Annotated in this window: 19 protein-coding genes, 1 tRNA gene and 1 riboswitch; of the genes, 14 read left to right on the top strand and 6 right to left on the bottom strand. The window is 77.1% G+C overall.

The window, feature by feature from the left end:
• The first annotated feature begins 124 nt into the window (after nt 1-124).
• From ACI79B_RS03105 to ACI79B_RS03080, 6 genes are read left to right on the top strand one after another with little or no spacing between them, the layout of a single operon-like run.
• Nucleotides 125-607, top strand: coding sequence for a CarD family transcriptional regulator (locus ACI79B_RS03105; protein WP_073418385.1), 483 nt, complete (start codon nt 125-127; stop codon nt 605-607).
• A 32-nt stretch (nt 608-639) separates the two neighbouring features.
• Entirely contained in the window at nt 640-1,302 is a 663-nt protein-coding gene (gene ispD, locus ACI79B_RS03100; RefSeq protein WP_456928033.1) for a 2-C-methyl-D-erythritol 4-phosphate cytidylyltransferase, read from the top strand.
• Nucleotides 1,299-1,802 carry a 2-C-methyl-D-erythritol 2,4-cyclodiphosphate synthase gene (gene ispF / locus ACI79B_RS03095; RefSeq protein WP_456928034.1) on the top strand — a complete coding sequence of 168 codons (504 nt, stop codon included), beginning with the start codon at nt 1,299-1,301 and terminating at the stop codon, nt 1,800-1,802. Before ispD ends, ispF begins: the two co-directional genes overlap by 4 nt.
• Before the next feature lie 25 nt (nt 1,803-1,827).
• Entirely contained in the window at nt 1,828-3,231 is a 1,404-nt protein-coding gene (gene cysS, locus ACI79B_RS03090) for a cysteine--tRNA ligase (RefSeq protein WP_456928035.1), read from the top strand.
• Nucleotides 3,213-4,187, top strand: coding sequence for a 23S rRNA (guanosine(2251)-2'-O)-methyltransferase RlmB (gene rlmB / locus ACI79B_RS03085; protein ID WP_456928036.1), 975 nt, complete (start codon nt 3,213-3,215; stop codon nt 4,185-4,187). The genes cysS and rlmB overlap by 19 nt, the downstream gene beginning before the upstream one ends.
• Complete coding sequence (locus ACI79B_RS03080; protein WP_457000060.1) at nt 4,082-4,549, top strand: cupin domain-containing protein; 468 nt, start codon at nt 4,082-4,084, stop codon at nt 4,547-4,549. Before rlmB ends, ACI79B_RS03080 begins: the two co-directional genes overlap by 106 nt.
• A 2-nt stretch (nt 4,550-4,551) precedes the next feature.
• Here the strand turns inward: ACI79B_RS03080 and ACI79B_RS03075 are convergent, their stop codons facing one another.
• From ACI79B_RS03075 to ACI79B_RS03065, 3 genes are all read right to left on the bottom strand, one after another.
• Nucleotides 4,552-5,817 carry a DUF445 domain-containing protein gene (locus ACI79B_RS03075; RefSeq protein ID WP_456928037.1) on the bottom strand — a complete coding sequence of 422 codons (1,266 nt, stop codon included), beginning with the start codon at nt 5,815-5,817 and terminating at the stop codon, nt 4,552-4,554.
• 61 nt (nt 5,818-5,878) lie between these two features.
• Nucleotides 5,879-7,144, bottom strand: coding sequence for a S1C family serine protease (locus ACI79B_RS03070; protein ID WP_456928038.1), 1,266 nt, complete (start codon nt 7,142-7,144; stop codon nt 5,879-5,881).
• A gap of 104 nt (nt 7,145-7,248) precedes the next feature.
• A complete protein-coding gene (locus ACI79B_RS03065; RefSeq protein WP_456928039.1) occupies nt 7,249-8,025 on the bottom strand; it encodes an ABC transporter permease in 777 nt (258 codons plus the stop codon).
• Between the two features lie 151 nt (nt 8,026-8,176).
• Between ACI79B_RS03065 and ACI79B_RS03060 the strand changes: the two genes are divergently transcribed.
• Complete coding sequence (locus tag ACI79B_RS03060) at nt 8,177-8,887, top strand: hypothetical protein (protein ID WP_456928040.1); 711 nt, start codon at nt 8,177-8,179, stop codon at nt 8,885-8,887.
• On the opposite strand, the gene ACI79B_RS03055 is transcribed toward ACI79B_RS03060, so the two are convergent.
• A complete protein-coding gene (locus tag ACI79B_RS03055) occupies nt 8,857-9,132 on the bottom strand; it encodes a DUF2695 domain-containing protein (protein ID WP_456928041.1) in 276 nt (91 codons plus the stop codon). The two genes, ACI79B_RS03060 and ACI79B_RS03055, sit on opposite strands and share 31 nt — an antisense overlap.
• A gap of 56 nt (nt 9,133-9,188) precedes the next feature.
• Between ACI79B_RS03055 and ACI79B_RS03050 the strand changes: the two genes are divergently transcribed.
• Nucleotides 9,189-9,261 (top strand) — tRNA-Thr (locus ACI79B_RS03050).
• Here ACI79B_RS03050 and ACI79B_RS03045 read toward each other — a convergent pair.
• Nucleotides 9,261-9,689, bottom strand: a complete 429-nt coding sequence (locus ACI79B_RS03045) for a DUF5313 family protein (RefSeq protein WP_456928042.1) — start codon at nt 9,687-9,689, stop codon at nt 9,261-9,263. The genes ACI79B_RS03050 and ACI79B_RS03045 overlap by 1 nt on opposite strands.
• Nucleotides 9,690-9,809: 120 nt before the next feature.
• Here ACI79B_RS03045 and ACI79B_RS03040 point away from each other — a divergent pair, with 120 nt between their 5' ends.
• The 6 genes from ACI79B_RS03040 (at nt 9,810) to ACI79B_RS03015 (ending at nt 17,265) form a co-directional block, all read left to right on the top strand.
• Entirely contained in the window at nt 9,810-10,241 is a 432-nt protein-coding gene (locus ACI79B_RS03040; RefSeq protein ID WP_456928043.1) for a CBS domain-containing protein, read from the top strand.
• 24 nt (nt 10,242-10,265) lie between these two features.
• Nucleotides 10,266-11,183 carry an EamA family transporter RarD gene (gene rarD / locus ACI79B_RS03035; RefSeq protein ID WP_456928044.1) on the top strand — a complete coding sequence of 306 codons (918 nt, stop codon included), beginning with the start codon at nt 10,266-10,268 and terminating at the stop codon, nt 11,181-11,183.
• Nucleotides 11,184-11,266: 83 nt separating this feature from the next.
• Complete coding sequence (locus tag ACI79B_RS03030; RefSeq protein WP_456928045.1) at nt 11,267-11,599, top strand: DUF3263 domain-containing protein; 333 nt, start codon at nt 11,267-11,269, stop codon at nt 11,597-11,599.
• A 65-nt stretch (nt 11,600-11,664) separates the two neighbouring features.
• Nucleotides 11,665-13,368: a LytR C-terminal domain-containing protein gene (locus ACI79B_RS03025; RefSeq protein WP_456928046.1), complete on the top strand. Its 1,704-nt coding sequence runs from the start codon at nt 11,665-11,667 to the stop codon at nt 13,366-13,368.
• An 88-nt stretch (nt 13,369-13,456) separates the two neighbouring features.
• Entirely contained in the window at nt 13,457-16,396 is a 2,940-nt protein-coding gene (locus ACI79B_RS03020; RefSeq protein ID WP_456928047.1) for an alpha/beta fold hydrolase, read from the top strand.
• Complete coding sequence (locus ACI79B_RS03015; RefSeq protein WP_456928048.1) at nt 16,393-17,265, top strand: ABC transporter permease; 873 nt, start codon at nt 16,393-16,395, stop codon at nt 17,263-17,265. Before ACI79B_RS03020 ends, ACI79B_RS03015 begins: the two co-directional genes overlap by 4 nt.
• A 114-nt stretch (nt 17,266-17,379) precedes the next feature.
• Here the strand turns inward: ACI79B_RS03015 and ACI79B_RS03010 are convergent, their stop codons facing one another.
• Nucleotides 17,380-18,201 carry an HAD family hydrolase gene (locus ACI79B_RS03010; protein ID WP_456928049.1) on the bottom strand — a complete coding sequence of 274 codons (822 nt, stop codon included), beginning with the start codon at nt 18,199-18,201 and terminating at the stop codon, nt 17,380-17,382.
• Between the two features lie 61 nt (nt 18,202-18,262).
• Nucleotides 18,263-18,386, top strand: a riboswitch (SAM riboswitch).
• The last annotated feature ends 4 nt before the right edge of the window (nt 18,387-18,390 follow it).

Genomic DNA, 18,390 nt, shown 5'->3' with positions numbered 1-18,390 from the left:
CACGCGCTGTCAACCCCTCCCGGGTACTTCATCAGGCCTCTGACCTGCGGATATCCATCGGCGGACCGTTCCGGCCGTCAGTGTGCCGTGCTAACCTGGGTACAGCGAAAGGGGTCACACACACATGGGCTTCACTGTCGGCGAGACCGTCGTCTACCCGCACCACGGTGCCGCTCTGATCGAGGCGATCGAGACGCGGGTCATCAAGGGTGAAGAGAAGGCCTACCTCGTGCTGAAGGTCGCCCAGGGCGACCTGACCGTGCGCGTGCCGGCCGACAACGCAGAGATCGTCGGCGTCCGTGACGTCGTCGGTCAGGACGGGCTCAACCGCGTGTTCGAGGTCCTGCGGGCCCCGCACACCGAGGAGCCGACCAACTGGTCGCGCCGCTACAAGGCCAACCTCGAGAAGCTGGCCTCCGGCGACGTCAACAAGGTGGCCGAGGTCGTCCGCGACCTGTGGCGCCGCGACAAGGACCGTGGCCTCTCCGCCGGCGAGAAGCGGATGCTGTCCAAGGCCCGCCAGATCCTGGTCAGCGAGCTCGCGCTCGCCGAGGGGACCAACGAGGACAAGGCCGAGGTGCTGCTCGACGAGGTCCTCGCCAGCTGACCCCCGCACCCTCGCTCTCCCGGACCACTCCCGTGTCCGCTGTCGGCATCGTCGCAGCGGCCGGGAGTGGTTCGCGTCTGGGGGCCGACAAACCCAAGGCGCTCGTCGAGCTGGCCGGCCGCCCACTGGTCTGCTGGGCGGTGGACACGCTGCTGGTCGGCGGCGTCGACGAGGTCGTGGTCGCCGTGCCCGCGGCCGAGCGCGACGCCTTCACCGCCGTCCTGCCGGGCGGCGTCGCGCTGGTCGACGGCGGCGCCACCCGCACCGCCTCGGTCCGCGCCGCCCTGGACAGGGTCCCCGATGAGGCGTCCGCCGTCCTCGTGCACGACGCCGCCCGACCGCTGACCCCGCCGGACGTGGTGGCCCGCGTGCTCGCCGCGCTGGCCGCCGGTGCGCCCGCCGTCGTCCCGGTGCTGCCGGTCGTGGACACGACCGTGGTGGTCGACGCCGCCGGCACCGTGACCGCGACCCCCGACCGCGCCGCTCTCCGCCGCGTGCAGACGCCGCAGGGCTTCTCCCACCGCGTGCTCGTCGAGGCCTACGACGCCCTGCCGGCCGGCGAGGAGCTGACCGACGACGCGGCCGTCGTCCGCGCGGTCGGGGTCCCCGTCAGCACCGTGGCCGGCGACGAGCGCGCCGCGAAGGTGACCGTGCCGCACGACCTGCACCTGGCCGCGCTGCAGGCCACCCGGTGAGCGACGACCTGCCCCGCGTCGGCCTCGGCATCGACGTGCACCCCGTGGAGGCCGGCCGCGAGTGCTGGCTGGCCGGCCTGCCGTGGCCCGGCGCCGACGGCTGCGCCGGGCACTCCGACGGCGACGTCGTCGCGCACGCCCTGACCGACGCGGTGCTGTCCGCGGCCGGCCTCGGCGACATCGGCGGCCTGCTCGGCACCGACGACCCGCGCTGGGCCGGCGCCCGCGGCGTCGCCGTCCTCGAGCACGTGCGGGAGACCCTGGCCGCCGCCGGCTGGCGGGTCGGCAACGCCGCCGTGCAGCTCGTGGCACCCACACCGAAGCTCGGCCCGCGCCGGGCCGAGGCCGAGGCGGCGCTGTCCGCGGCGCTCGGCGCCCCGGTGAGCGTCACCGCCACCACCACCGACGGGCTGGGGCTGGTGGGCCGCGGCGAGGGCCGGGCCGCCCTCGCGACGGCGCTGGTCGTCCGGACGGGGTCCGCGGACTCCGCGCTGGGCTGACGCCGCGCTCCGTAGACTCCGCGCAGTGAGCCTCCGCCTGTACGACACGGCCGCGCGCGCGGTCCGGGACTTCACGCCCCTGCGTCCCGGCGAGGCCTCGGTGTACGTCTGCGGGCTCACCGTCCAGGGGCCGCCGCACGTCGGGCACGTGCGCGCCGCCGTCGCCTTCGACGTCCTGCGCCGCTGGCTGACCGCGAGCGGGCTCGAGGTCACCTACGTCCGCAACGTCACCGACATCGACGACAAGATCCTCGCGAAGGCCGCCGAGCACGGCGTCCCGTGGTGGGCCTGGGCGTACACCAACGAGCTGGCCTGCACCCGCGCCTACGACGCCCTCGGCGTCCTGCCGCCCACCTACGAGCCGCGCGCGACCGGGCACGTTCCCGACATGGTGGCGCTGGTCGAGCGGCTGGTGGAGCGCGGGCACGCCTACACCGTCGACGGCGACGCCTACTTCGACGTCCGCAGCTTCCCCCGCTACGGCGAGCTGACCCGGCAGGCGCTGGGCGACCTGCAGCCCGCGGCCGACACCGACACCGACGAGCGCAAGCGCGACCCCCGCGACTTCGCGCTGTGGAAGGCGCACAAGCCCGGCGAGCCGGAGACCGCGAGCTGGCCGACCCCCTGGGGCGCCGGCCGGCCCGGCTGGCACCTGGAGTGCTCGGCGATGGCGGGGCGCTACCTCGGCGCGGAGTTCGACATCCACGGCGGCGGGCTGGACCTGCGCTTCCCCCACCACGAGAACGAGCGCGCCCAGTCGATGGCCGCCGGCCTGCCGTTCACCCGGTACTGGATGCACAACGGCTGGGTCACCCTCGGCGGCGAGAAGATGAGCAAGTCGCTGGGCAACACCGCGCTGGTCGACGAGGTGGTCCGCCGGGTGCGGCCGGTCGAGCTGCGCTACTACCTGGTCGCGCCGCACTACCGGTCCACCGTCGAGTTCACCGACCCCGCGCTGGCCGAGGCGGGCGCCGCCTACCGGCGGGTCGAGTCGTTCGTGCACCGCGCCGCCGAGCGGGTCGGCCGGGACACCCCGGCGAGCCTGCCGCCGGCGTTCCGCGAGGCCATGGACGACGACCTCGGCACCCCGGCCGCCGTCGCCGTCGTCCACGAGGTCGTCCGCACCGGCAACACCGCCCTGGCCGAGGGCGACGACGCCGCGCTGGCCGACGCGCTCGGCGCCGTCCGGGGCATGCTGGGGGTGCTGGGGCTGGACCCGCTCGACCCCCGGTGGGCGGCCGGCGGGGGCACCGGCGACCGGCTGGCCGAGGTCACCGACGGCCTGGTCCGGCTGGCGCTGGAGCAGCGGCAGGCCGCCCGCGCGCGCAAGGACTACGCGGCGGCCGACGCGCTGCGCGACCAGCTCACCGCCCTCGGCGTGCAGGTCGAGGACACCCCGCAGGGACCCCGATGGGAGCTGACCCGCTGATGGCCGGAAACAGCCAGCGCCGCGGCCGCACGAGCGGCGCGGGCAAGAAGGGCGCCACCGCCGGCACGGGCGGCAAGAACCGCCGGGCGCTGGCCGGCCGCGGCGCGACCCCGCCGGCCGAGAAGCGCACGGGCCACCCGGCGCAGCGCCGGGCGCAGGCCGACGCCCGCCGCCGCGCCGAGCGCGACCGCAGCCGCCAGCGCGCCGAGGAGGCGCCGGAGCTGCTGCTCGGCCGCAACCCCGTCGTCGAGGCGCTGCGGGCGCAGATCCCGGCGACGGCGCTGTACGTCGTCACCGGGGACACCGCCCGCTCCGACGAGCGGGTGACCGAGGCGGTGCAGCTGGCCGCCGACCGCGGCCTGCCGCTGCTCGAGGTGGGCAGGGCCGAGTTCGACCGGATGTCGAACAACGCGCTGCACCAGGGCATCGGGCTGCAGGTCCCGCCCTACGAGTACGCGCACCCCGACGACCTGCTCGACGTCGCCCGCGACTCCGGCCGCCCGCCGCTGGTCGTGGCCATGGACGGCGTCACCGACCCGCGCAACCTCGGCGCGGTGGTCCGCTCGGCGGCCGCCTTCGACGCCCACGGCGTCGTCGTGCCGCAGCGGCGCGCGGTCGGGATGACCGCCTCGGCGTGGCGCACCAGCGCCGGCGCCGCCGCCCGGCTGCCGGTGGCCCGCGCGGTCAACCTGGCCCGCGCGCTCGCCTCCTACCAGGACGCCGGGCTGCAGACGGTCGGCCTGGCCGGCGACGGCGACGTGGACATCGCCGACTACGACGGCCTCGCCGACCCGGTGGCGCTGGTCGTCGGCGCGGAGGGCGCGGGGCTGTCGCGGCTGGTGCGCGAGCGCTGCGACGTCGTCGTCCGCATCCCGATCGCCCGCGACACCGAGTCGCTCAACGTGAGCGTCGCCGCCTCCATCGCCCTCTACGCCGCCGCCCAGGCCCGTCGCTGACCCCGACCACCGCGACCCGGCTGGGGCTGGAGCCGCACCCCGAGGGCGGCTGGTACCGGCGCACCTGGACCTCGCCGGCGGCGGTCGGTGACCGTCCGGCCGCGACGGCCATCCTGTTCCTGCTCGCGCCGGGGGAGCGCTCGGCGCCGCACACCGTCGACGCCGACGAGCTGTGGCTCTGGCACGGCCCGGGCGCGCTCGTGCTGCACGTGGGTGACGAGCGCACGGTGCTGGACGCGGCGCACCCGCAGGTGCTCGTGCCCGCCGGCGCCCGGCAGGCGACCGACCCGGCGGAGGACGAGGTGCTGGTCACCTGCGTCGTCTCGCCCGGCTTCGCGTGGAGCGGCTTCCGGCTGGTCTGAGCTCAGCCCAGCAGCTGCGCGAAGGTGTAGATGACCAGCCCGGCCAGGCCGCCGACGACGGTGCCGTTGATGCGGATGAACTGCAGGTCGCGGCCCACCTGCAGCTCGATGCGCCGGCTGGTCTCCTCGGTGTCCCAGCGGGCGACGGTGCTGCCGACCACGTCGGCCAGGTCGCCGGCGAATCGCTCCACCAGGTAGCCGGCCACCCGCACCGACTGCCGCTGCACCCGCTCGCGCGCGAGCGGGTCGGTCTGCAGCAGCCGGGCGGCGTCGCGAATCATGCCGGTCACCCGGGACCGCAGCTCCGAGTCCGGGTCGGCGGCGGCGGCGAGGAACGACGTCTTCGCGTTGGTCCACAGCGACGAGGACCAGGTGCGCACCGCCGGGTGGTCCAGCAGCTCCTTCTTGAACCCCTCGACGCGGGCGGCGGTGTCGGGGTCGGTGCGCAGGGCGTGCACGTAGGCGCGCAGCCGGGCGTCGTAGACCCGCCGCAGCTCGTGGTCGCGGTCCTCGCCGACCTCCTCCAGGAAGCCCTCGACGCCGGCGAACACCCGGTCGAACACTCGGTCGTCGACCCAGTTGGGCACCCAGGACGGCGAGGCGTCCCCGAGCTGGGCGCGGAAGACGACGCGGTTCTCCTCGAGGAACCGGGCGAGGTAGCGCAGGGCCGCCGACAGCACCTCCTGGTGCCGGTCGCCGTCGACCACCAGCTCCAGGACCCGGGCCAGCACCGGCGCGGCCGGCGTCGCGTGCAGCTTGCGGTCGACCAGGCCGGAGACGGCCTGCTGCAGGTCGTCGTCGCGCAGCAGGTCGGTGAGGCCGGAGAGCCCGGCGGCGGCGTCGCCGGCCAGCCGCTCGGCGCGGCCGGGCGCGGCGAGGAAGTTCCCCAGCCGGCCGGGGACGTCGACGGTGGCGAGCTTCTCCTCGACGACCGAGCGGGTCAGGAAGTTCTCCTGCACGAACGTGCCCAGGCTCGCGCCAATCTGGTCCTTCTTGCGCGGGATGATCGCCGTGTGCGGGATCGGCAGCCGCAGCGGGTGCCGGAACAGCGCGGTGACGGCGAACCAGTCGGCCAGCGCGCCGACCATCGAGGCCTCGGCGGTGGCCCGCACGTACCCGACCCAGGGCCCGGCGGTGTCGCCGAGCAGCACGCAGGCGAGGAAGACGGCCGCGGCGAGCAGGAACAGCCCCGTGGCCAGCCGTTTCATCCGTCGTAGTCCGGCGGCGCGCTCCGGGTCGTCGAGCGAGGAGGCGAGCGGAGCGCTCACAGACGACGACACCCTCCCCAGCCTAGAGGCGGGGGAGGGTGCCATCCCGGGCTGGAGGGGGTCAGCCCGCGCTGCTGCCGAGGGTGACCTCGACCGTCGACGTCTCGCCGTCGCGCTGCACGGTCAGCTGCACCTGCGCGCCGGGGGCGGAGCTGCGGATCGCGGCGGTGAGCTCGGTGGAGGTGGTCACCGCCCGGTCGCCGACCGCGGTGACGACGTCGCCGGCCTGCAGGCCCGCCTCGGCGGCGGCGCCGCCGGGCTGCACCTGCACGACCTGCGCGCCGGTGCCCACCTCGGACGATCCGGTGCCGCCGGCGGTCTGGGCGTTCACGCCGAGGACGGCGTGGGTGGCCGAGCCGGTGTCGACGATCTCCTCGGCGATCCGCTGGGCGGTGTTGCTCGGGATGGCGAACCCGACGCCGATGTTGCCGCTCTGGCCCGACGAGCCGGGCGCGCCCGAGGCCACCGAGGCGATCGCGGTGTTGATGCCGATGACCTCGCCGGAGGCGTCCACCAGCGCGCCGCCGGAGTTGCCGGGGTTGATCGCGGCGTCGGTCTGCAGCGCGTCGATGACGGTGGCGTCGTCCTGGGTGGAGCCGGTCGCCACCGCGCGGTCGGTGGCGCTGACGATCCCGTCGGTCACCGTGTCGGACAGGCCGAGCGGGGCCCCGATCGCGACGGCGAGGTCGCCGACCTGCACGTCGTCGGAGTCGGCGAACGTGGCCGCGGTGAGCCCGCTCGCGCCCTGCAGCCGGATGACGGCGAGGTCCGAGGTCGGGTCGGTGCCGACGACGGTGGCGTCGTAGAGCGTGCCGTCGGCCGTGCGCACCTGGATGGCGGCGTCGCCGGTGCTGCTGTCCAGCGTGACGACGTGGTTGTTGGTGAGCACGTAGCCGTCGTCGGAGAGCACCACGCCCGAGCCGCTGCCCGAGCCCGAGCCGCTGGTGACGTAGACGGTGACGACGCTGGGCGAGGCCTTGGCGGCCGCGGCGGTCACCGCGGTCGCGTTCTCGGGGTCGGTGATGACCACCGACTGCGCCGCGGCCGCCGTACCGCTGCCGCCGCTCCCGCCGCCGGAGGTGAGGGCGACGACCCCCGCCCCGGCGCCGCCGCCGACGAGGGCACCGGCGAGCAGCCCGGCGACGCCGATCCGCAGCCGGCCCGCCCGCCGCCTCTCCGGGGCCGGCGCGGGGGCGGGCGCCGGCGGCGGCAGGGTCGCCGTCGCGGGGGCGGCCGGCGGGTACCAGGAGTCGCCGGACGGCGGCGGGGTCCAGCCCGGGGTCGCACCGGTCGGCTGCGCCGGGTTCGGGTACGGGTGTCCGTTCACTGCTGTGGTCCTCCTCTGGGGCGGCCGTCCGCCGCTCTGGGGACCACTGTCGGCGCGGCGTCTGGCGGGGCCCTGCCGAGCGCCTGTGAGGTGTCTGGACGTCCTCAGCGGGGGAGGTCCGGCAGCACCCGGCCCCGCGCGACCAGCTCGGTGACCACCCAGACCGCCGCCACCTCGGCGGCCAGCAGCCCCACGAGGACCAGCAGCTGGGCGGCGCCGGCGGCCAGCGGGCTGCCCCCGCCGAGCAGCACGCCGACGTAGGCGCCGGGCAGCGTGACCAGCCCGACGGTGCGGGTCTGGTCCAGCGGCGGCAGCAGGGCGGTCGCGGCGGAGGGCCGGGCGACCTCGAGGACGGCGTCGCGGGGGAGCAGGCCCAGCGCCAGGGCCGCCTCGACCTCCCCGCGGCGGGTGGTCAGCTCCTCGCGCAGCCGCCGGCCGGCCAGCGACGTCGCCGTCATCGCGCCGCCGACCAGGATGCCCGCGACCGGGATCAGCGCCTCCCCGCGCAGCGGCACCGTGCCGCTGGCCAGCACCAGCGCGACCACCGGCGCCGCCCCGCCGGCCACCGCCAGGGCCGCGGCCCCCACGCGGCGCGGGGCGCCGGGCGTCCGCAGCGGCAGGCCGCTGACCCGCCCCGCCGCCGTGACCGCGGCGACGGTGACCATCAGCAGCACGAACGCCGCCGACAGCCACAGCGAGCGGACGACGACCAGGAGCACCGCCGAGACCGCCGCCAGCTGGACGGTGGCCCGCAGCGCCGCGACGACGACCGGCCGCTCCTGGCCAAGCCCGGACAGCCGCCCGCCCGCCGCCGCCAGCACGGTGAGCAGCACCAGGACGACCGCCAGCGGCGGGCCCAGCTCGACGACGGAGGTCCCCACGGCCGCCGATCCTGCCGTCCGCGACCCGGCCGTCCGCGACACGCCGACCACCGTGTGCGACGGGAGCGTCGCGGGGTAGAGGGGGAGCCCGGTCGCTCCCCTGGGAGCGGGCCGGTCCCCGCTGCCCGGCCTGCGCTCCTGGAGGCTGCTCGTGTCCACCCGCGGTCTGCCCGCCCGCCTGCTCGTGGGCCTCGCCGCCCTCACCGCCGTCGCGGTCGCCGTCGTCGGCGGCCTCGCCCTGCGTCCCCCGGGGCTGCTCGCCGTGGCGCTGGCCGCGGTGGTGACCTCCTGCCTGGCCGGCGGCGTGGCGCGCGAGTCGCACGAGGACGGCCGGCCGCCGCGGTACACGCCGCTGGAGGCGGCCTGGCGGGCCGGCGCGGTCACGATCGGCGTGCTGCTGTTCCTGTCCGGCGTCGCCGTGCTGGGCGGTCCGGCGCTCACCGCCCTGACCGGTGCGGTGCTCTTCCTCGGCGGGCTCGGGCTGTGGCTGCTGCGCACCGGCCGCCCGGTGCGGCCGGCCGCGCCCGACGACGCCCCGGCGCCCGGCCGGCTCGCCGCACCCGCGCCGCAGCGGCCGGTGGCCGGCGCCCGCCCCGGGGAGGCCGTCGGGACGGTCACCTCCCTGCCGCCGGTGGCGGCCCTGACGACCGCGGCGCTGGGCCGCGAGTGGCTGAGCACGACGGCGGCGCTGGCCGGCCGGCTGGACCCGGCGGCGCGGCAGTCGATCGTCCGCCGCCGCCAGGAGGCCCTGGACGAGCTCGAGCGCCGCGACCCCGCCGGCTTCGCCCGCTGGCTGGCCGAGGGCCCGCTGCCCGGCAGCGACCCGGCCGGCTACCTGCGGGAGGGCCCGGCGGCCGCCTGAGGGTCGAAGACGGCGGCCGGGTCGACGTTCATCACGACCTCGCAGTCGCAGAACCCGCCGTACTCCTCGAGCCCCTCGTGCAGCCGGTCGAGGGCGATGCCGTGCCCGGCGGCCCAGGCGTCGGTGGCGCGGTGGGTCCGGTCGCAGCCGCCGGACGCGATGACGGCGTCGAGGTGCTCGCGCAGCGCGTCCAACTGGGTCCGGCCCAGCGGCAGGAGCCCGGCCGGGTCGTCGATCGGTGCCACGCGCTCAGCATCGGCAGCAGGGCCGTCCGGGTCGAGCCCTATCGTGGTCGTCGTACGCCGGCGTGGCGCAACTGGTAGCGCACCCGACTTGTAATCGGGCGGTTGGGGGTTCGAGTCCCCCCGTCGGCTCAGTCGAAGCTGCCCGCCCCGCCCACGCGGTAGGGGTGGTGCCGCTCGGCGCGGGCCGTCCGCGCCCGCTCGGCGCGCTCCTCGCGCAGCCGGGCGGCGGTGCCGGCGGGGTAACCGGCCTTGGCGACCCGGTGCTCCGTGGTCTCCACCACGAACGCCAGCGAGTACATCAGCCCGACCATCAGCCCCCCGGCCGCCGCGGTCAGCCGGTAGCCCATCCCCACCGGGACGGCGACCAGGCAGATCACCACCAGCGGGGCGAGCTGCACCAGCGAACGGGCGACGTGCCGGCGCACCCATCCCGGCCGGGTGGTGTCCGACAGCACCCACGGCGACAGCGCCCGGGGCAGCCCGCCGCCGACGGCGTAGCGGAGCCACTGCAGGGCGGTGGGGCGGGACGTCGCGGGGGCGGCGTGCTGGGTGCGCACGACTCGACGGTAGGCCCCGCTGTCCACCCCGGGAACCGGGACGGGAGCGTCACGTCCGGGCCGTTGCCCCTGCCACGGCGGCGGGTGGACACTGCGACCGCCGAGTGAGGGAGGGCTCCCGTGCAGATCGCCTCGCTGCTCCGCCGCAAGGGCCCCGACGTCGTCACCGTCGCGCCGGACCGACCCGTCCGCGCCGCCCTCGCCCTGCTCGCCGAGCACCGCATCGGCGCGCTCGTCGTCTCCCGCGAGGGAGGCACCGTCGACGGCATCGTCTCCGAGCGCGACGTCGTCCGGGCCCTGCACGCCTCCGGGCCGGAGGTCCTCGACGGGCCGGTGTCGGCGCTGATGACCGCCGAGGTGCGCACCTGCGTGCCCGGCGCCTCGGTGCACGACCTCGCCCGCACGATGACCGACCACCGCATCCGGCACGTGCCCGTCGTGGAGGACGGCCGGTTGCTGGGGATCGTCTCGATCGGCGACGTCGTCAAGGCGCGCCTGGACGAGCTGCAGGACGAGCGCGACCACCTCGTCGACTACATCCAGACCACCTGATCGCGCGGCGTACGGTTGCCCGCCGTGGACGAGCGGCGGGCGGGCACGGCAGCGGGACTCGCCGCCTACGGGCTGTGGGGCGTCTTCCCGCTCTACTTCCCGCTGCTGGAGCCGGCCGGCGGGGTGGAGATCGTCGCCCACCGCATCGTCTGGTCGCTGCTGTTCGTGGCCGTGCTGCTGACCCTGCTGCGGAGGTGGGCGCTGGTCCGCGCGGCGGTCACCGACCGGCGCACCCTGCTGGTCCTGGCCGGGGCCTCGGTGCTCATCGCGGCCAACTGGCTGGTCTTCGTCTACGGCGTGAACTCGGGGCACGTCGTCGAGACCTCGCTCGGCTACTTCATCAACCCCCTGGTCAGCGTGCTGCTCGGCGTCGTGGTCTTCGCCGAGCGGCTGCGCCCGCTGCAGTGGGCCGCGGTCGGGCTGGCCGCGGTGGCCGTCGTCGTCCTGACCGTCGACCACGGCCGGCCGCCGTGGATCGCCCTGGCGCTGGCCGCCACGTTCGGCAGCTACGGCCTGCTCAAGAAGCTGGTGCGGGTGGAGGCGGCGCCGGGCCTGTTCGTCGAGACGGCGGTGACCTTCCTGCCCGCGCTGGTGTTCCTCGGCGTGCTGCAGGCCACCGGGCGCGGGACCGCGGGGTCGGAGGGCACCGGCCACCTCCTGCTGCTCATGGCGTCGGGCGTCGCGACGGCGGTGCCGCTGCTGCTGTTCGCCGCGGCCGCCCGGCGCATCCCGCTGTCGACGGTCGGGCTGCTGCAGTACGTCACGCCGCTCATGCAACTGGCGCTCGGCGTCTTCGTGTTCCACGAGCCGATGCCCCCGGCGCGGCTGGCCGGCTTCGCGATCGTCTGGGCGGCGCTGGCGGTGTTCACCGTGGACAGCCTGCGCTCGGTCCGGGCCGCCGGCCGCCGGGCGGCCGCCGAGCAGGTGCCCGCCGCGGCCTGACCGCGCGTCTCGGGCTGTGGCCTGTCACCCCCCGGGCCTACCGTTGTGGGTGACGGCTTCCCCCCGATCGAACGGACCCGACCATGACCCCCGACCCCGACCCCGCGGTCTCCCCGCCGGGGGGCTCGGAGTCCGGTGAGGGCCCCGCGCAGCCCGCGGGCCTGACCCGGCGCGAGCACGAGATGCTGGCCTTCGAGCGGCAGTGGTGGCGCCAGCCCGGCGCGAAGGAGACCGCGATCCGCGAGCGGTTCGGCCTGCCCCCGACGCGCTACTACCAGGTGCTGAACGCGCTGGTGGACCGCCCGGCCGCGCTCGAGGCCGACCCCCTCCTCGTCCGCCGCCTGCGCCGGCTGCGCACCGCGCGGCGGCAGCGGCGTTCGCCTCACCTGCTGGGCAAGGACTCGTCTGCCCTCTAGATTTGGTGACCGTGGGCAGGCACGCGGCACCAGGCGGTGACCAACCGGACCGGCCGTCAGCCCCGGTGGCAGGCGGCCGGCGCCGCACCGACCACCCCAGCGCGCCCCTGCCCGACCTGCCCACGGCGCCCGGCCCCGGCGTGAACCCGGGCGCCGCGGAGCTGAGCGACCACCCGACGACGCCCGGTACCGGCCGCAGTCGCGCCGACCGCCGCCGCGACGCGCTGCTCGGCGCCGGGGACGAGACCGACCGCCGCCGGCTCACCGGCCGGTCCGCCCGCCCCGCCGTGGCCGCCCGCCCGGCGGCCGCCGCGCCGCCGGCGGCACCCGCGCCCCCGGCGACGTCCGCCCGCGCGGCCGAGCCGCAGCGCCCGCCGGCCCGCGCGCCGCAGCCCGAGGCGCCGGCCGTCCGGTCGCGTCCCGCGCAGCCCGCCGCCCCGGCCCGGCCGCGGGTCCCCGCGCCGGTGGCCGCCGGCGCCGCCACCCGGCAGGCGCCCGCGCCGCAGCGGCCGGCCCGCCCCGCGGTCGAGCCGCCGACCGCGCAGTCGCCGGCCGTCTCCCGCCCGGCGCCCACGCCGCCGGCCCGTCCCGCGCCGCCCGAGACCACGGTCGCCCCGTTCCAGGCGGTCCCCCGGCCCGACGCGGAGGCCGCCGAGCCGGCGGCGCCGCCGCTGGACCCCTGGGAGCAGCCGGCCCGCCCGCCCGCCCGCGGCCGGACGCAGACCCCGCCCGCGGCGGAGCCCGCGCAGCCCCGGGACCGGGGCCGGACCCCGGGTGACGCGGCCCCCGCCGGGAACGGCTACCGCGACTGGACCAGCCCCTCCGGTGCGGGCACCGCCACGCCGGCCGCCCCGCCCACCGAGGCGATCCCCGACCGCGAGGTGTCCCGCGACCGCGCCGGGTCCGGGGCGCCCGCCCCGGCGACCGAGGCGATCCCCGAGCGGGAGGTGTCCCGCGACCGGACCCGGGACCGCGCCCCCGCCGCGCCGCTGACCGAGGCGATCCCCGACCGCGAGGTCGCCGGCCGCCGCGACCGCGCGCAGCGGGACCGCGACGCCGAGCCGGACACCGGCCCGTCGACCGGCGGCACCGGCGTCGTGGGCAACCGCGCCGCGATGCGCGCCGAGCGCCAGGCGAAGGAGGCCGAGCGGCAGGCCATGGAGGCCGAGCGCCGCAAGGCCGCGCGCCGGGCCGGGGTCTCCCGCGCCGCGCTGCGCGCCGCCGACGGCGAGGACGCGCCACCGCGCCGTCGCACCGGCATCGCGCTGCTGGCGGTCGTCGTCGTCGCGCTGGTCGTGCTCGGCGTCTACAGCTTCGCCTCCCCGGCGGCGCAGGAGGCCGGCTCGGCGGCGACGCCCACGAGCGAGCCGTCGGCCTCGGCCTCGGCGTCCGTGGCGCCGTCGTCGGGCCCGCTGCCCCCGCTGTCGGCCCAGCCGCTGCCCCCGGTCGAGGAGGCGCCGAGCACCCCGGTGCGGGTGCCGGTGACCGTCCTCAACGCCACGCAGACCGGCGGGCTGGCCGCCGACGTCGCCGCCGCGTTCGCCGCGCAGGGCTGGACGACGGCCGGCGTCGGGGCCTACGAGGGCGGGGACGTCGCCGCCACCACCGTCTTCTTCGAGGAGGGCGACGAGGCGCAGCGCCGGTCCGCCCAGCAGCTCATGGAGGCCTTCCCGGGCATCACCACCGGGCCCGCGGTGCGGTTCTTCGAGGTGCCGGGCGTGGCCGACCCGGGCCTGGTCGTCGTCGTCGCCGGCGGGTTCCAGCCCTGACCGCCTCCGGTCGCGCCCGTCCCGACACCTGCGGAACCCCGGCGCGGCACCGTCCGTTGGCCGCAGCGTGCGTCCGTTCCGCGGGCCCGTGACACCCCGCCCGCGCCCCGGCGCCCGCGCGGTGGCCGGCGCCCTGCTCGCCCTCCTGCTCACCGGCACCCTCGTCGGCTCGCTGCCCACCCCGGCGGCCGCCGCCGAGGACGTCCGCACCGAGGACGCGCGGGTCCCCTCCGGCTCGGGCGCCGACGCCGTCGAGCTGGACACCACGCTCTACCTCCCGGCCTCGGCCACCGCCGACGACCCGGCACCGGCCGTGGTCCTCGCGCACGGCTTCGGCGGCAGCAAGCGGTCGGTCGCCGACGACGCCCGGGACCTCGCCGGCCGCGGCTACGTCGTCCTCGCGTACTCCGCGCGCGGGTTCGGCGAGAGCACCGGCCAGATCGGCCTGGACGACCCGCGCTACGAGGTCGCCGACCTGTCCACGCTGCTCGACCTGCTCGCCGACCGCGACGACGTCCTCCGCGACGGCGACGGCGACCCGCGGGTGGGCGTGGCCGGCGCCTCCTACGGCGGGGCGCTGTCGCTGCTCGGCGCCGCCTACGACGACCGGGTCGACGCCATCGCGCCGCAGATCACCTGGAACTCGCTGACCGCCGCGCTCTTCCCCTCCCAGACCGGCGCCGCCGACGCGCCGACGGTCGCCGCCACGCCGCAGCCCGCCGACGCCGGCGTCTACAAGCGGCTGTGGTCGGGGCTGTTCTTCGGCGTGGGCGCTGTGCCCACCGGCGGGCTGCTGGACGCGCTCGGCGGCGGGGGAGCGGCCGAGGCCGAGGACGGCGAGGACTCCGGCGAGGAGCCCGGCGACACCGGCGACGCGGCCCCCGTCTCCGGCGACGCCGCGCCCCGCCTGCCGTTCGACCCGGCGTCGGTGGACCCCGCGGTGGTGGAGCAGGCGCTGACCTGCGGCCGGTTCCGCGCCGACATCTGCGCCGCCTACCAGTCCGCCGCGGCCTCGGGCACGCTCACGCCCGAGGTGGCCACGGTGCTCGACCGCAGCAGCCCGGCCGCGGTGCTCGACCGCATCACCGCGCCGACCCTGCTGGTCCAGGGCACCGAGGACTCCCTGTTCGGCCTGGGCCAGGCCGACGCCAACGCCCGCGGCATCGCCGCGACCGGCACCCCGGTCAAGGTCGTCTGGTACGCCGGCGGCCACGACTCCCAGGCGTCGGAGCGGGAGACCGCCGAGCTGCGCGACCAGGTCGCCGGCTGGTTCGACTGGCACCTGCGCGACGAGGACGATCCGGCCCGCGGCGAGGACCCCGGCACCGGCTTCGAGTTCCCCGCGCCCACCGGCCTCGGCAGCGGGCTGGGCAGCGTGCAGGGCGGCACCCGGAGCGTGCTCGCCGGCGCCTACCCGGGCCTCGACGGCGGGGAACCGGCGCAGCGGGAGAGCGTCGCGCTCGACGGCGGCACCCAGCCGGTGGTCACGCCCGCCGGCGGCACCCCGGCCGCGATCACCACCGTCCCGGGCCTGGGTGCGGTGGCCTCGGCGCTCGGCGGCCAGGCCGTGGAGATCCCCGGCCAGTTCGCCGCCTTCGCCAGCGAGCCGCTCGACGAGGCGGTCGAGGTGGTCGGCGCGCCGACCGTCGAGCTCGCCGTCGCCTCGCCCACGGGCAGCGCCACGCTGTTCGCCAAGCTCTACGACGTCGGCCCCGACGGCGCCCAGACCCTGCCCGGCGGGCTGGTCGCCCCGCTGGCGCTCACCGGCCTGTCCGCCGACCCGGCCGCGCCCACCGAGGTCGCCGTGACGCTGCCGGGGATCGTGCACCGCTTTGAGGCCGGGCACACGATGCGTGTCGTCGTCTCCTCGACCGACCAGGCCTTCGCGCTGCCGGCCGAGGCCACCGTCTACTCCGTCGCCCTCGCCGGGGCCGGCAACGGCGGCACCGCGCTGGCCGTGCCCACCGTCGAGGGGCGGCCGCAGGCCGACGGCGGCACCTCCCGCTGGTGGTGGCTGCTCGGCGCCGTCGCCGCCCTCGGTCTGCTCGGCTGGCTGGCCGCGGTGCTGTGGGGCCGCCGCCGGCGCCGGGTCACCTCGGTGGTGGAGCCCGACGGCGAGGACGTCCCGCTGCGCTTCGAGGGCATCACCAAGGCCTACAAGGACGGCTTCGTCGCCGTCCGCGACCTGTCCTTCGAGGTCCGCCGCGGCCAGGTGCTCGGCCTGCTCGGCCCCAACGGCGCGGGCAAGACGACGTCGCTGCGCATGCTCATGGGCCTGATCCGGCCGAACTCCGGGCGGATCACCGTCTTCGGCCACGCGGTCGGCCCCGGCGCTCCGGTGCTGTCCCGGCTGGGCTCGTTCGTCGAGGGCACCGGCCTGCAGCCGCACCTGTCCGGCCGCGACAACCTGCGCCTGTACTGGGCCGCCACCGGCCGCCCGGCCGGGGACGCGCACATGGAGGAGGCGATCGCGGTCGCGGGCCTGGGCGCCGCCATCGACCGGCCGGTGCGCCGCTACAGCCAGGGCATGCGGCAGCGGGTGGCGATCGCCCAGGCCATGCTCGGCCTGCCCGACCTGCTGGTCCTCGACGAGCCGACCAACGGGCTGGACCCGCCGCAGATCCACGCCATGCGCGAGGTGCTGCGCGACTACGCCGCCACCGGCCGCACGGTCATCGTCTCCAGCCACCTGCTCAGCGAGATCGAGCAGACCTGCACCCACGTGGTGGTCATGGCGAAGGGGCAGAAGATCGCGCAGGGGACGGTCGAGGAGATCGTCGGCACCGGCGGCGCGGTGCTGGTCGGGCTCGCGGACGACGCCGACGCCGACCGCGCCGCCGCCGTCCTGTCCGGGCTGCCCGGGGTCGCCGTCGAGCGCACCGACGAGGGCCTGGTCGCCGACCTCGGCCCGGAGACCTCGCGGGCGACGGCGCTGCAGGCGCTCGTGGCCGCGGACGTCGCCGTCGACCAGTTCACGCCGCGCCGCCGCCTGGAGGACGCGTTCCTGGCACTCGTGGGGGAGTCGTGACCGCGACCGAGCACGTCCAGCCCACCGGCGCCGTCGCCGGCTACCGGCCCGAGCGGACGCTGCGGCTGTCGGTCGAGCTGCGCCGGCAGTTCAAGCGGCGCCGCACGATCGGCGTCTTCGCGGCGATGGTGGCGCTGCCACTGGTCCTCATCGCCGCGCTGCAGCTGGGGGCGAGCGAGGACGCCCAGACCAACAGCCGGATCAACCTGGTCGACGTCGCCACCGCCAGCGGGCTCAACTTCACGCTGTTCGTGCTGTTCGCGACGACGTCGTTCTTCCTCGTCGTGGTCTACGCCCTGTTCTTCGGCGACACGGTGGCCAGCGAGGCGCAGTGGGGCTCGCTGCGCTACACGCTGGCCACGCCGGTGCCCCGGATGCGCCTGCTCCGGCAGAAGTGGCTCGCGGCGCTGGTCCAGTCGGTGGGCGCGCTGCTCACCCTCGCCGTCGTCGCGGTGGTCGCCGGCGGTCTGGCGTTCGGGTTCGGCGAGATCCGGACGCCGGTCGGGGTGACCCTGTCGCAGGGCGAGGGGCTCCTCCGGCTGGCCGGGATGCTCGGCTACCTCGCCGTGCACCTGCTCGTCGTCGGCACGCTGGCGTTCTGGCTGTCCACGATCACCGACGCGCCGCTGGCCGCCGTCGGCGGGGCGGTGTTCACGACGGTCGTGTTCGCCATCCTCGACCAGGTCGAGCAGCTCGGGTCGATCCGCGACTGGTTCCCCACCGCGGAGGAGTTCGCCTGGACCGACCTGCTGCAGACGCCGGTCGACTCCTCGGACCTGTTCCGCGGCGTCGTCCAGTCGCTGGTCTACGCCGCGGTCTTCACGGCGCTGGGCTTCCGGCACTTCGCCCGGCGCGACGTGACTTCCTGACGCGCAGCGTCGTCGTGCCCGAGCGGGGCCCCGGACGTGGCCCCCTCCCGGGTCCCGCCCCGAGCCTGCGAGGGGTGGGGAGGAGGAGGTCCTTCCACCGGTGGGACCGCGGTGTCACAGGCTCGCCCGGACCGCCTCGGCCCAGCCGACGCCCATCGGCTCGGCGGTCACCGACACGTTGGGGACGGCGCCCAGCAGCCCGGCCATGCCCTCGACCTCCGCGCCGTTGGCGGTGATCCACAGCCGGCCGACTGCGGGCGCCATCTCCAGGTCGCTCGCGCTGTCGCCGATCGCCACGGCGTCCGCGGGGTCGACGCCGCGCCGCTCGAGGTCCCAGGCGATCGCCGCGCCCTTGGAGATGCCGCGCGGCATCAGGTGGTAGACCCGCGCCAGCTGGCCCTCCGGCGCCAGCCGCAGCCGCGCGGAGGCGGGGATGGCGCCGTTGTCCTTGAGCGTCAGCCAGCCGAGGCCGCGCTCGGCCAGCCACGCGTCGACGGCGAGCGGGTCGACGAACCCGCGCAGCAGCGCGTCGCCGTCGTGCGTGGTGTGCCAGGGCGCGTGCCACTCCAGCCGGCCGGGGTGGGCGGCGCAGAGCGCCTCGACGACGCCGAGCTCGGCCATCACGTCCATCGGCGTGCGGCCGGCGTACTCGGCGGGCAGCTCGCCGGTCAGCTCGTGCCGCTCCCGGCCGCCCTTCCACGTCACCAGCGAGCCCAGCTCGGCGATCGCGCCGTCGGCGGCGAAGATCCGCCCCGCCTCGGTGACCTGGTCGGCGGTGCGCCCGCTGACGATCACCAGCGCGACCCCGGCGGTGTGCAGCTCCAGCAGGGCGGTGGCCGGCTCGGCGGTGGGGGAGCCGTCGGCGGCGTGCCAGAACGACCCCCGCGGTCCGACCATCGTGCCGTCGAGGTCGGTGTAGACGATGCGCGCAGCCACGGCGCCCAGCATGGCCGGGGCCGGGGGCGGTCCCGGCAGCCGGGTAGAGTCGGGCCCGTTCCACTCATCCAGAGGGGCAGAGGGACACGGCCCGGTGAAGCCCCGGCAACCGCGCTCGCGCGAGCGGCGAGAGGTGCCAATTCCGTCCCGCGCGGCTCGACGGCCCGACGCGGGGAAGATGAGGAGGTA

It is taken from the genome of Geodermatophilus sp. SYSU D00879 (assembly GCF_054050375.1).
The sequence above is the reverse complement of the archived record's forward strand: the minus strand, read 5'-3'. Positions and strand labels throughout refer to the sequence as shown.

What these genes read in the sequence shown, in the direction of transcription:
- rlmB (WP_456928036.1), top strand. Translation starts at nt 3,213, where the DNA reads ATGGGAGCTGACCCGCTGATGGCCGGAAACAGCCAGCGCCGCGGCCGC.
- ACI79B_RS03030 (WP_456928045.1), top strand. Translation starts at nt 11,267, where the DNA reads ATGACCCCCGACCCCGACCCCGCGGTCTCCCCGCCGGGGGGCTCGGAG.
- ACI79B_RS03105 (WP_073418385.1), top strand. Translation starts at nt 125, where the DNA reads ATGGGCTTCACTGTCGGCGAGACCGTCGTCTACCCGCACCACGGTGCC.